At 67.9% G+C, this 11,852-nt stretch carries 11 protein-coding genes; 7 read left to right on the top strand and 4 right to left on the bottom strand.

Annotated elements, in window-relative coordinates:
• Positions 1 to 6: 6 nt before the first annotated feature.
• The 4 genes from DK459_RS26700 to DK459_RS26715 form a co-directional block, all read right to left on the bottom strand.
• Positions 7 to 1,794: a SulP family inorganic anion transporter gene (locus DK459_RS26700; protein WP_083301376.1), complete on the bottom strand. Its 1,788-nt coding sequence runs from the start codon at positions 1,792 to 1,794 to the stop codon at positions 7 to 9.
• A 34-nt stretch (positions 1,795 to 1,828) separates the two neighbouring features.
• A complete protein-coding gene (locus DK459_RS26705) occupies positions 1,829 to 2,701 on the bottom strand; it encodes a phosphonopyruvate hydrolase (RefSeq protein ID WP_054444430.1) in 873 nt (290 codons plus the stop codon).
• A gap of 83 nt (positions 2,702 to 2,784) precedes the next feature.
• Positions 2,785 to 3,333, bottom strand: a complete 549-nt coding sequence (locus DK459_RS26710; protein WP_054508466.1) for a hemerythrin domain-containing protein — start codon at positions 3,331 to 3,333, stop codon at positions 2,785 to 2,787.
• A 15-nt stretch (positions 3,334 to 3,348) separates the two neighbouring features.
• On the bottom strand, positions 3,349 to 4,506 hold the full coding sequence (locus DK459_RS26715; RefSeq protein ID WP_006385646.1) for a D-alanyl-D-alanine carboxypeptidase family protein: 1,158 nt from the start codon (positions 4,504 to 4,506) through the stop codon (positions 3,349 to 3,351).
• 121 nt (positions 4,507 to 4,627) lie between these two features.
• Here DK459_RS26715 and DK459_RS30550 point away from each other — a divergent pair, with 121 nt between their 5' ends.
• The 7 genes from DK459_RS30550 to holA all read left to right on the top strand — a co-directional run bounded on the left by DK459_RS30550 (position 4,628) and on the right by holA (position 11,764).
• Positions 4,628 to 4,879, top strand: a complete 252-nt coding sequence (locus DK459_RS30550; RefSeq protein ID WP_131727722.1) for a hypothetical protein — start codon at positions 4,628 to 4,630, stop codon at positions 4,877 to 4,879.
• A gap of 2 nt (positions 4,880 to 4,881) precedes the next feature.
• The gene (locus tag DK459_RS26720; protein ID WP_006385647.1) at positions 4,882 to 5,340 is read left to right on the top strand and encodes an HU family DNA-binding protein; all 459 of its coding nucleotides are present in this window, start codon (positions 4,882 to 4,884) and stop codon (positions 5,338 to 5,340) included.
• A 164-nt stretch (positions 5,341 to 5,504) separates the two neighbouring features.
• Positions 5,505 to 6,017 (top strand): MarR family winged helix-turn-helix transcriptional regulator, encoded by a 513-nt coding sequence (locus tag DK459_RS26725; RefSeq protein WP_006385648.1) that lies wholly within the window; start codon positions 5,505 to 5,507, stop codon positions 6,015 to 6,017.
• A gap of 52 nt (positions 6,018 to 6,069) precedes the next feature.
• A complete protein-coding gene (locus DK459_RS26730) occupies positions 6,070 to 7,284 on the top strand; it encodes an MFS transporter (RefSeq protein WP_006385649.1) in 1,215 nt (404 codons plus the stop codon).
• A gap of 86 nt (positions 7,285 to 7,370) precedes the next feature.
• Positions 7,371 to 10,028, top strand: coding sequence for a leucine--tRNA ligase (leuS, locus tag DK459_RS26735; protein ID WP_110135173.1), 2,658 nt, complete (start codon positions 7,371 to 7,373; stop codon positions 10,026 to 10,028).
• An 11-nt stretch (positions 10,029 to 10,039) separates the two neighbouring features.
• On the top strand, positions 10,040 to 10,702 hold the full coding sequence (lptE, locus tag DK459_RS26740) for an LPS assembly lipoprotein LptE (protein ID WP_006385651.1): 663 nt from the start codon (positions 10,040 to 10,042) through the stop codon (positions 10,700 to 10,702).
• A gap of 3 nt (positions 10,703 to 10,705) precedes the next feature.
• Positions 10,706 to 11,764: a DNA polymerase III subunit delta gene (holA, locus tag DK459_RS26745; RefSeq protein ID WP_070541125.1), complete on the top strand. Its 1,059-nt coding sequence runs from the start codon at positions 10,706 to 10,708 to the stop codon at positions 11,762 to 11,764.
• Positions 11,765 to 11,852 lie beyond the last annotated feature (88 nt).

Here is an 11,852-nt window from a genome sequence, read left to right on the forward strand (position 1 = left end):
CCACGCTCAACCGCCGGCCTGGGGGCTGTCCGGCTGGCATTCCCAGAACACCTTGGCGCTGCAGCGCGCGCAGATGCCGCGATCGAGCCGCGCATAGATGGCGTGCAGCGCCGTGGCCTTGTCGGGAAACACGTGGTCCGCGCCCAACCGCTCCAGGAATCCCGTGCGGCGCCACATATCCAGCACTTCCGGCCGCGGCCGGTGGAAATACAGGTCGCCGCCCATCGCGCGGCGCGCCGCCAGCTCGTCTTCCCAGACCTGGGCGCCGGCCAGGTCGATGAAATTCATGCTCTTGGCCATCACCAGCAAATGGCGCGGCGCATCGGGTCCGCTGCGCAGGTCCTGCAGCCGTTGCGCCACATGCTCGGCGGCGCCGAAATAAACCGAGCCCTCCATGCGCAACAGCTTGAGCTGGGGGCATTCCGGCAGCGCTTCGGGCTGCTGCGCCAGCACCACGAAGCGGCGCTCCAGCCCGCGCGAATCGAAGCCCATGGTGCGCATCGCCGGCCGCGAGGTGCGATGCAGATACGCCATCAATGACAACACGGTGCCCAGCAGGATCGCGACTTCCATGCGGATCGTCACCGTGGCCGCCAGCGTGGCGGCGGCTATGGCGCTTTCGCCCCGCTGGGTACGGATCGACTGCCGCCAGCGCGGCACATCCAGCAAGGTCCAGGCGACCAGCAACAGCAGGCCGGCGATGGCCGCGTGCGGAATCCGCGCCAGCAAGGGCCCGCTCAGCGCCACCAGCGCCATCAGCAGCAGGGCCGAGAACACCGCCGCCAGCGGCGTCTTCGCGCCCGCCTCGTAGTTGGGAATGGAACGGTTCAGCGAACCGCAGGACAGGTAACAGGAAAAGAAGCCACCGACCACGTTCGACAGCCCCTGCCCGATGAATTCGCGATTGGCGTCGATGCGCTGGCCCGAACGCGCGGCCACGGCCTTTGCAATCGAAATGGACTGCGCCAGCGCCACGATGGTCAGGGCGAAGGCCAGGCTGAGCAGATCGGGCAAGGCGCGCCAATCCACACGGGGAACATGGAACGGCGGCCAGGGTTGGGCCAGGTCTCCCAATACCGGCACGGCGGCGGCGCCCCAGCGCGGCGCCAGGGCATTGAACGCGGCCGCGGCCAGCGCGCCCGCCGCCAGGCCGGCCAGCATGTAGGGCTTGCGTTTGTCCAGCCGCTTGAGCAGCAGGGCCGCCGCGATCGTCACCGCCGTGACCAGCACGGCCCCCGCTTGCGCCTGGTCCGCGCTGGCGGCCAGGCCGACCAGCAAGGCGCCAGCCCCGTGCGACGCGGGCGCCGGCAATCCGAGCGCATCCTTCAAGGCGTGGACCGCAATCAGCAGGGCCGCGCCGCTGGTGAAGCCGAACAGCGCCGACGGCGAGATGAAATGCGCCAGAGACCCCAGGCGCAGGGCGCCCACCAGCCACTGCATCAAGCCGACCAGCACCGTCACCGCCAGGGCCAGCTCGATATAGCCCGGGCTGCCCGCCACCGCCAGCGGCGTCAGCACGGCGAACAAGGCCAGCGAGTTGGCATTGGTGGGACCGGACATGACGTGGCGGCTGGAGCCGAACAGCGCCGCGACGATACAGGGCACGATGGCCGAATACAGGCCGTACTGCGGCGGCAGGCCGGCCAGCGTCGCAAACGCCACGCCCTGCGGCAACACCAGGAGCGCCCCCAGCAGTCCCGCCGCCAGGTCGGCGCGAAGTGTCGCGGGGCCGACTTGCGGCACCCAATCGCCAAACACCCGCACCAGCCACGCCCCGCGTCCCGCCGCCATCATTCCCCGTCCTTGTTCTTCTCGATGCCGGGCGCGCTCAGCGCAGGAACCTGCGCTCCAGTTCGCGCATGTCCGCATCGCCCTGCAGGTCGATGATATCGCGCACCGTGGGCAGGCCGGCATCGACGCCATGGATGCCGCCGTCCTTGCGGATGCGGGCGAACACCTCGCGCATGGCGCCCACGGCGGCGCGGATCGCGTGATTGCCGTAGATCACCAACCCCACCTTGCCCAGGGCCTGGATATCGGCCTCGCGCAATTGCGGATAGGCGGTCGGCACCAGCACCAGCGGCACGCGGCCGGACCAGGCCGCGATGAAGGCCAGCACCTCGTCAGGCGTGGTCTGCTTGGAATGGATCAGGATGGCATCGGCGCCGGCGGCCTCGTAGGCCGCCGCGCGCGCCAGCGCCTCGGCCTGGCCGAGCCCGGCGATCAGCGCCTCGGTGCGGGCAATGACGCAGAAATCCGGATCGCGGCGCGCCGCGCAGGCAGCCTCGATCTTGCCCTGGAATTCCGCGACGCGCACCAGTTCCTGGCGGCCATCGGCGCGCAGGCTGGTGTCCTTGGGAAAGGTCTTGTCTTCCATGACCACGGCCGATACGCCCGCCGCTTCGTATTGCGGCACGACATAGGCGACATTGATGGCGTTGCCGAACCCCGTATCGATATCGGCGATGACCGGCACATCGACCACCGCCGCGATGGCCCGCATCATCTCCAGGTGCAGCCCGGCCGACAGGATGTTGGCGTCCGGCACCGCATGGCTGGCCGACAGTTCGAAGCCGCTGCCCCAGATCGCGTCGAAGCCCGCCTCGGCCGCCAACTTGGCCGACAGCGGGTTGTGCGCCGACATGGCGTGCATCAGGACGGGGGCCTGCAATTTCTGGCGAAAGCGTGCGTGGCGGTGCATGGCGTGAGGGTCCGGAGATCCGGCGCCCAGAGCGCCGGCTGTGGATCATTTAACACGAAAAGCGGCCGCGGGTGCGACGGCGTTCAGCCCGCTCCGCCGCCGCGGCGCGCCCTCATCGCCCGGCTGATCGCGGCCAGCGCCTCATCGGAAACCAGGCGCGCGGCCATCGGCAACAATTCGTCCTCCTCGCGCCGGATGTGCTCGGCGTAGGCAGCCGCGAAAGCCTCCACTTGCGCCGCCGGCAGCTCGGCGGGACGGCCGTCGGCGACCGCTTCCAGGGTTTGCCGCAGCGGCGCCCACAGCGCCGCCAGGCGCGCATGGTCGGCAACCAGGCCATCCACCAGCGCGCGCAGGCAAACGGCGTCCGAGCCGGCCATGGACTCGATCAAGGCCGGAAACAGATCCTCTTCCTCGTCCTCGTGGTGGTGCAGCGCGGCGGTCTGGAAATAGCGCACGACAGCCGCCGCCGCCACCTGGGCCGCGGCATCGCTGCCATGCGCCGGCAAGTGCGCCGCCAGCCGGCGCAAGGTTTCGCATTGGCGCGCTATGCGCCCATGACAGGCCGACAGCAGGCCCAGCGGATCATCGGGGGTCGGCGCCGCCACCGGCCCGCCGGGAAAATTCACTGCCATGGCGCCCCTCCTTGATCAAGAATGCCCGCGCCACCACAGCCGGATGGAATCCCAGGCGCGTCCGGCCAGGCCCGCCTCGGCCACCGGTTCCAGCGCCACCACCGGAAACTGCATCGCGGGCTTGCCGTCGACCATGACGCGCACCGAACCCACCGTGGCCTGGGCCGGAATCGGCGCCACCAGCGGATCCTGCGGCGTCCACACCGGTTCGACCTTGGCGCCCGCGGGCACCGTGACGTAGGCGTCGCGCGCGAAGCCGGCCTTGAGCGTATCGGCCTGGCCCTTCCAGACCTCGGGCGTGGCCACGGCCTGGCCCTTTGCATATAACTTGATGGTATTGAACCCCTGGAAGCCCCATTCCAGCAACTCGCGGCTTTCCTGGGTGCGCAGCTTGTCCGACGCCGTGCCGACCACCACGGTGATCAGGCGGCGCTGCTCCTTGCCGTTGGGCCGGTGCGCGGTGGCCACGATGCAATATCCGGCCGCGTCGGTGTGGCCTGTCTTGAGCCCGTCGACGCTGGGATCGAGCCACAGCAGCCGGTTGCGGTTGGGCTGGGTGATGTTGTTGTAGGTATAGGTCTTGGCCGAATCGTAGGTCTTGTACAGCTGGGGGTAGTCGCGGATGAAGCGCGTGGCCAGGATCGACAGGTCGCTGACGGTCGAGTACGTGCCCGGATCCGGCAGGCCGTGCGGGCTGGCGAAATGCGTGCCATGCAGGCCCAGTTGCACGGCGGTGTCGTTCATGCGGGCCACGAACGCCTCGACGCTGCCCGACACCGCCTCGGCCAGGGCGATGGCGGCGTCATTGCCGGACTGGATCATCAGGCCGCGCAACAGTTGGTCGACCGAGACCCTGGAGCCCGGCTCCAGGAACATCTTCGAACTGCCCGGCGGCACTTTCCACGCCCGCGTCGAGATCACCACTTTCTGGTCCGGCGACAGCTCCTTGTTGTGGATCGCGCCGAACACCACGTATGCCGTCATGATCTTGGTCAGGGACGCCGGCTCGATCCGGGCAGTGGCCGCGTGCGACGCGATCACCTGGCCGCTGGTCTCATCGAGCAGCAGCCAGGCCTTGGCGGACAGGTCCGGCTGCGGCATCGATTGCGCCAGGGCGCCGGACATACACGCGGTCGCAACGAGCAGGCTCGCCGCCAACTTCTTCATCAACATAAGGGGCTTCACTTCCATGCAGGGTAAGGATGGCGCGCGGGCAACGCTCGCAGGCGGCCTTCCGGCCGCCCTCGCGCAGCGCCGACGCGCGGCGCGAAGCATTGGAACATGGGAACCGGGGATGGTTCAAAACCCCATTGCACAGGCACTTTGCGTGAAGCAAGCAGCACTGAAAAAATCGCAGCGATTGTCACCGCATTTTGCAGAACCCCTTGTAGAAGGGGTTTTTCTGCCTGGAAAACAACAAAGATTGATCGAAAGGCCTTGCGAAAGCCGCTATAACCGCCACTCTTCCGCTATCATCGGGCGCGTGGCGTTAAACGTCGATACCCGGCGCGCGCGCTGCTCCATGTCCTCAACATACGGATTTTGACCATGGCCACGAAAGCTAAAGCTCCTGCCAAGAAAGTCACCAAGCCCGCCGCCAAGGCGCCCGCAAAGAAGGCTACCGCCGCCAAACCCGCTGTGAAGCCCGCAGCCAAGAAGGTCGTCGCCGCCAAGAAGGTCGCTGCCGCGCCCAAGGCTATCAAGGCTGCTCTGAACAAGACCCAGCTGATCGCCTACATCGTCGAGCAGTCCGGCGTTGAAGCCAAGTCGGTCAAGGCCGTCCTGGCCAGCCTGGAAACCTCGGTGCTGAGCTCCGTGGACAAGAAGGGCGCCGGCGAATTCACGCTGCCCGGCCTGTTCAAGGTTGCCGTGCAGAAGGTTCCCGCCAAGGCCAAGCGCTTCGGCAAGGATCCGTTCACCGGCGAAGAGCGCTGGTTCCCCGCCAAGCCGGCTTCGGTCAAGGTGAAGGTTCGCCCGCTCAAGAAGCTGAAGGACGCCGCGCAGTAATTCCGCACGGTTATCCGGTCAAGCCGGAAAGGGCCTGCCCCGCATGGGGCGGGCCCTTTCTTTTTTTGCGCGCGCTTTTCCCGCGGCGAACGCGCGCCTTGCGCCATGTGGGGCCGGGCTGCTAGAATTTATCTTTACGTGAAGATACTTTATATAAAAACATCATGAACGATCTGGTCGACCTGGTGCTGTCGCAGTGGGAACGGGAATGCCCCAACCTGGACATCTCGCCCATGAGCGTTGCCAGCCGCCTGTTCCGCCTCCACGCCTTCGCCGCGCGCGACGTGGGCCGCGCGTTCAAGCGCTACAACCTGCACCAGGGCGAATTCGACGTGCTGGCGACCCTGTACCGGACCGGCGCGCCGCACGCCATGAATCCGCAGAAACTGGTCGCGGCCCTGCTGCTGACCTCGGGGGCCATGACCAACCGGCTGGACCGGCTGGAACAGGCCGGCCTGCTCGCGCGCACCCCCAACCCGGAGGACCGCCGCGGCGTCATCGTCGCCTTGACCGCCGAAGGCGTGCGCGTCATCAAGCTGGTTCTCAAGGACTATCTGCGTGAACTGGAAACGCTGCTCGCCCCCCTGAACGCCACCGAGCGCCGCCAGATGGCCGGCCTGCTGAAGAAACTGCTGATCCCGCACGACCGGGAAACGCCCGGCGGCATCGCCGCCTAGGGCCTGTTCACACCAAGCCCTTGCCCCGCAACACCCAGACTCCCTGCCCCACATGAACGCCGCACCCGCCCAACCCGCTCCGCTCACCGCGCCCGTCATCCTGCTGATGTCCGTGGCCACCGGCCTGGCGGTCGCCAGCAACTATTACGCGCAGCCGCTGCTGCACACCATCAGCCAGCAATTCTCGCTGTCCAACGCCACCGCGGGCAGCATCGTCATGATCGCGCAGCTCAGCTACGCGCTCGGCCTGATCCTGCTGGTGCCGCTGGGCGACCTGTTCGAACGCCGCGGCCTGATCGTGCTGATGACCCTGCTGTCTTCCGGCGGCCTGCTGCTGTCGGCCTTCGCCCCCAATATCCAGATGCTGATGCTGGGAACTGCAGTGACCGGCATGCTGTCGGTGGTGGCGCAGGTGCTGGTGCCGTTCGCGGCCACCCTGGCGGCGCCGCACGAGCGCGGCAAGGCGGTCGGCACCGTCATGAGCGGCCTGTTGCTGGGCATCCTGCTGGCCCGCACCGCGGCCGGCGTGCTGGCCGACCTGGGCAGCTGGCGCACCGTCTACTGGGTCGCCGCGATCCTGATGCTGGCCATGTCCGCCGCGCTCTGGAAGGTGCTGCCGCGCCACAAGAGCCACGCCGCCATGAGCTATCCGCGCCTGCTCGGCTCGATCTTCCGCCTGTTCGCCGAGGAGCCGCTGCTGCGCGGCCGCTCGCTGCTGGGCGGCCTGCTGTTCGCCGCCTTCAGCATGCTGTGGACGCCGCTGACCTTCCTGCTGTCGGGCCCGGACTACGGCTTCAACAACACCACCATCGGGCTGTTCGGGCTGGCGGGCGCCGCCGGCGCCTATGCCGCCAACCGCTTCGGCCGGCTGGCAGACCGGGGCCTGGGCAACCAGGCCACCCGCATCGGCCTGCTGCTGTTGCTGGCTTCCTGGGGCCTGATGGCCTTCGGCCAGGCCTCGGTCATCGCGCTGCTGGTCGGCATCCTGATCCAGGACCTGGCGATCCAGGGCGTCCATGTCACCAATACCAGTTCGCTGTACCGCACCCGGCCCGAGGCTCGCAGCCGCCTGACGGCCGGTTACATGACCAGCTACTTCATCGGCGGGGCGAGCGGATCGCTGGTATCGTCCTGGCTGTACTCCCATTACGGCTGGCCCGGCGTGGTCACCGCGGGCGCGGTTCTGGCGGCCATGACCCTGGCCTACGGCATGCTGGGCGCCAGTGCCCGCATCCCGGAAATCGCCCCGTCCCCTATCCGCGCCTAGCACCTCCTATAATCAGGGGTTTTGGCCGCCCCCGCGCCTGGCGCGCGGGGGCGGTTCACCCATTTTTCGCCATCGCGCACGAGCCCATGCAGGAACGTTACCTCCCCACTACCGTCGAAGCGGCCGCCCACCAAGACTGGCAGGCCCGCGACGCCTATCTGGTCCATGAACACGCGAAGAACCCGGACGGCTCCGAGAAGCCGAAGTTCTACGCCTGCTCGATGCTGCCCTATCCCAGCGGCAAGCTGCACATGGGCCACGTGCGCAACTACACCATCAACGACATGATGGCGCGCCAGTTGCGCATGCGGGGCTACAACGTGCTAATGCCGATGGGCTGGGACGCCTTCGGCATGCCCGCCGAGAACGCCGCCATCAAGTCCAAGGTGCCGCCCGCCAAGTGGACCTACGACAACATCGCCTATATGAAGAAGCAGATGAAGGCGATGGGCCTGGCGATCGACTGGTCGCGCGAGATGTGCGCCTGCGATCCCGAGTACTACAAATGGAACCAGTGGCTGTTCCTGAAGATGCTCGAAAAGGGCGTCGCCTACCGCAAGACCCAGGTCGTGAACTGGGACCCGGTCGACCAGACCGTGCTGGCCAACGAACAGGTCATCGACGGCCGCGGCTGGCGCTCGGGCGCCCCGGTCGAAAAGCGCGAGATCCCGGGTTACTACCTGCGCATCACCGATTACGCCGACGAACTGCTGGGCGCGGTGCAGAACGACCTGCCCGGCTGGCCCGAGCGCGTGCGCCTGATGCAGGAAAACTGGATCGGCAAGTCCGAGGGCCTGCGCTTCGCCTTCCCGCACCAGATCACCGGCCAGGACGGCCAGTTGATCCAGGACGGCAAGCTGTACGTCTTCACCACCCGCGCCGACACCATCATGGGCGTGACCTTCTGCGCCGTGGCGCCGGAACACCCCCTGGCCACCCACGCCGCGCAGTCGAACCCGGCGCTGGCCGCCTTCATCGAACAGTGCAAGCTGGGCGGCACCACCGAGGCCGAGCTGGCCACGCGTGAAAAGGAAGGCCTGCCCACCGGCCTGTTCGTGACCCACCCGATCACCGGCGACCAGGTCGAGGTCTGGGTCGGCAACTACGTGCTCATGACCTACGGCGATGGCGCCGTGATGGGCGTGCCGGCCCACGACGAACGCGACTTCGCCTTCGCCAAGAAATATGACCTGCCGATCCGCCAGGTCGTGGACGTGGCCGGCAAGGCCTATTCCACCGACGCCTGGCAGGAATGGTACGGCGACAAGCAGAGCGGCCGCACCACCAACTCCGGCAAGTACGACGGCCTGTCGCACAAGGAAGCCGTGGACGCCATCGCCGCCGACCTCGGCGCGCAAGGCCTGGGCAAAAAGCAGACCACCTGGCGCCTGCGCGACTGGGGCATCTCGCGCCAGCGTTACTGGGGCACCCCGATCCCCATCATCCACTGCCCCGATTGCGGCCCGGTGCCGGTCCCCGAAAAGGACCTGCCGGTGGTGCTGCCGGACGACCTGATCCCGGACGGCAGCGGCAATCCGCTGGCCAAGAACGAAGCCTTCCTGTCGTGCGCCTGCCCCAGCTGCGGCAAGCCGGCGCGCCGCGAGACGGACACGATGGACACCTTCGTGGACTCGTCCTGGTACTTCATGCGCTACACCTCGCCGGGCAACGACAAGGCCATGGTCGATGCGCGCAATGACTACTGGATGCCGATGGACCAGTACATCGGCGGCATCGAACACGCGGTCCTGCACCTGCTGTACGCGCGCTTCTGGACCAAGGTCATGCGCGACATGGGCCTGCTCAACTTCGACGAGCCCTTCACCAAGCTGCTGTGCCAGGGCATGGTGCTGAACCACATCTACTCGCGCAAGAACGCCCAGGGCGGCATCGAGTATTTCTGGCCCGAGGAAGTCGAGAACGTCTACGACGCGCGCGGCGCCATCACCGGCGCCAAGCTCAAGTCCGACGGCTCCGAGGTGACCTACGGCGGCGTGGGCACCATGTCCAAGTCCAAGAACAACGGCGTCGATCCGCAATCGCTGATCGACACGCTGGGCGCCGACACCGCGCGCCTGTTCGTCATGTTCGCCAGCCCGCCCGAGCAGACCCTCGAATGGTCCGACTCCGGCGTCGAAGGCTCGAACCGCTTCCTGCGCCGCCTGTGGTCCATCAGCTACGCGCAGCGCGACGCGATCGCCCGCGGCCTGGCCGCCGGCGCCGACTGGACCGACGCGCCCGCCGCCGTCAAGGACCTGCGCCGCGAGGTCTACAACCTGCTCAAGCAGGCCGACTACGACTACCAGCGCATCCAGTACAACACCGTCGTGTCCGCGTGCATGAAGATGCTCAACGCCATCGACGACGCCAAGCTGCCCGAAGGCAAGCACGCCGACGCCGCCTACGCCGAAACGCTCGGCGTGCTGCTGCGCGTGCTGTATCCGGTGGTGCCGCACATCACCTGGCAACTGTGGCGCGACCTGGGCTACGCGCACGAGCTGGGCGACCTGCTCGACGCGCCGTGGCCGCACGTCGACGAAGCCGCGCTGGTGGCGGACGAAATCGAACTGATGCTGCAGGTAAACGGCAAGCTGCGCGGCTCGATCCGCGTCGCGGCCAAGGCCGCCAAGGAAGACATCGAAAAGCTCGCCGCCGCCCAGGACGAAGTCGCCCGCTACCTGGAAGGCCGCCCGCCCAAGCGGGTCATCGTGGTTCCGGGCAAACTGGTCAACGTCGTAGGCTGATGAGGTCAAGCATGCACTTCGCCGGGCAACAAACGCACTCCCCCCGCCAATCCTGGCTGCTGCGCGGCGCCTGCCTGGCGCTGTTCATGCTGCTCTCCGCCTGCGGTTTCGCGCTGCGCGGTGTCACGCCGATGCCGTTCAGCACGCTCTATGTCGGCATAGCCGACAACACGCAGTTCGGGGCCGACGTGCGCCGCGCGTTGCGGGCGGCCTCGCCCGATACCAAGCTGGTCGCTTCGCCCAAGGATGCGCAGGCGATCCTCCAGGAAGTATCCAACACGCGCGCCTTGCGCGAGGTGTCGCTGAACGCCCAGGGCCGTGTCGAGGAATACGAACTCGGCATCAACTACACCTTCCGCCTCATCGACGCCCAGGGCCGCGCCCTGATCCCGGACACGACGCTGTCGATCTACCGCGAAATGCCCTATGACGACCAGATCGTGCAGGCCAAGCAAGGGCAGATCGAATCCCTCTACATCGCCATGCAGCGCGACCTGGTCTCGCGCCTGCTGCGCCGCATGACGGCGCCGGAGGTGCGCAAGGCGTTCGAGAATCGCGAACAGCGCGGCGAAGACGGCGAAATACCGTTGTACGACCCCGCCGCGCCCATGCCGCGCAGCACGCCGGCGCCGTGGCAGACGCCGTCCACCACCGATCCGGCCTATACGCGCTGACCGATGGCACAACCCCTGGACGCGGATCGCCTGGCCGACCACCTGCAGCGGGCGGGCAACCGCCTCGCCCCGCTGTACACGGTGTCCGGTGACGAACCTCTCCTGGTGACCGAGGCGGTGGATGCGCTGCGCGCCGCCGGACGCGGCGCCGGCTACACCGAACGGCTGTCGATGGTGATGGATGCGCGCAGCGACTGGAGCGCCGTCATCGCCGCGACCCAGAGCGTGTCGCTGTTCGGCGAACGCCGCATTCTCGAACTCAAGATCCCCACCGGCAAGCCGGGCAAGTCGGGCGCCGACACACTGGCACGCCTGGCCGAGCAGGCTGAAAAGCAGGCCGACAACCCCGATACGCTGATCCTGGTGGCGCTGCCTCGCCTGGACAAGGCCACCCGCGAAAGCCGCTGGATGCAGGCCCTGGCCCGCGGCGGCATGACCGTCGACATCGCCAACGTCGAACGCGGCCGCCTGCCGGCATGGGTCGGCCAGCGCCTGGCGCGCCAGAACCAGCGCACCGACAACGCCACCCTGCAATGGATGGCCGACAAGGTCGAAGGCAACCTGCTGGCCGCGCACCAGGAAATCCAGAAGCTGGGCCTGCTTTATCCCGAAGGCCAGCTGGCGCCCGAGGACGTCGAGCGCGCCGTGCTCAACGTCGCCCGCTACGACGTGTTCGGCCTGCGCGACGCCATGCTCGCTGGCGACATCGCCCGCACCATCCGCATGATCGACGGCCTGCGCGCCGAAGGCGAGGCCCTGCCGCTGGTGCTGTGGGCGGTGGGCGAGGAAATCCGCCTGCTGGCGCGCGTGGCCGAGGCGCGCAGCCTGGGGCAGGACGCCAATGGCTTGATGCGCCGGCTGCGCATTTTCGGAGCGCATGAACGGCTGGCGCTGCAGGCGCTGGGCCGGGTCCGTCCCGACGTCTGGCCGGCCGCGGTGCAGCATGCCCACGAGGTCGACCGTCTCATCAAGGGCCTGTCGGTGCCGGGGCGCCTGTCCGATCCCTGGGAAGAAATGACCCGCCTGGCCCTGCGCGTGGCCGCGGCCGGCACCCGACCGTGAAGGCGGCTGCGGCCGCCGCCTCGTCCTCCCGGCCCCCGGCCGGATAAACTAATCCCATCAGCGGCGCCCTCGCCGCCCCCTCTTCACT

Origin of the sequence: Achromobacter sp. RW408, from assembly GCF_003184165.1 — a bacterium.
In the GTDB taxonomy this organism is placed as follows: Bacteria; Pseudomonadota; Gammaproteobacteria; order Burkholderiales; family Burkholderiaceae_B; genus Achromobacter; species Achromobacter xylosoxidans.

Bases quoted from the DNA above. Each gene is read 5' to 3' on its own strand.
- DK459_RS26700 (WP_083301376.1), bottom strand. From the start codon at position 1,794: ATGATGGCGGCGGGACGCGGGGCGTGGCTGGTGCGGGTGTTTGGCGAT.
- DK459_RS26705 (WP_054444430.1), bottom strand. From the start codon at position 2,701: ATGCACCGCCACGCACGCTTTCGCCAGAAATTGCAGGCCCCCGTCCTG.
- DK459_RS26710 (WP_054508466.1), bottom strand. From the start codon at position 3,333: ATGGCAGTGAATTTTCCCGGCGGGCCGGTGGCGGCGCCGACCCCCGAT.
- DK459_RS26715 (WP_006385646.1), bottom strand. From the start codon at position 4,506: ATGTTGATGAAGAAGTTGGCGGCGAGCCTGCTCGTTGCGACCGCGTGT.
- DK459_RS30550 (WP_131727722.1), top strand. From the start codon at position 4,628: ATGGTTCAAAACCCCATTGCACAGGCACTTTGCGTGAAGCAAGCAGCA.
- DK459_RS26720 (WP_006385647.1), top strand. From the start codon at position 4,882: ATGGCCACGAAAGCTAAAGCTCCTGCCAAGAAAGTCACCAAGCCCGCC.
- DK459_RS26725 (WP_006385648.1), top strand. From the start codon at position 5,505: ATGAACGATCTGGTCGACCTGGTGCTGTCGCAGTGGGAACGGGAATGC.
- DK459_RS26730 (WP_006385649.1), top strand. From the start codon at position 6,070: ATGAACGCCGCACCCGCCCAACCCGCTCCGCTCACCGCGCCCGTCATC.
- leuS (WP_110135173.1), top strand. From the start codon at position 7,371: ATGCAGGAACGTTACCTCCCCACTACCGTCGAAGCGGCCGCCCACCAA.
- lptE (WP_006385651.1), top strand. From the start codon at position 10,040: ATGCACTTCGCCGGGCAACAAACGCACTCCCCCCGCCAATCCTGGCTG.
- holA (WP_070541125.1), top strand. From the start codon at position 10,706: ATGGCACAACCCCTGGACGCGGATCGCCTGGCCGACCACCTGCAGCGG.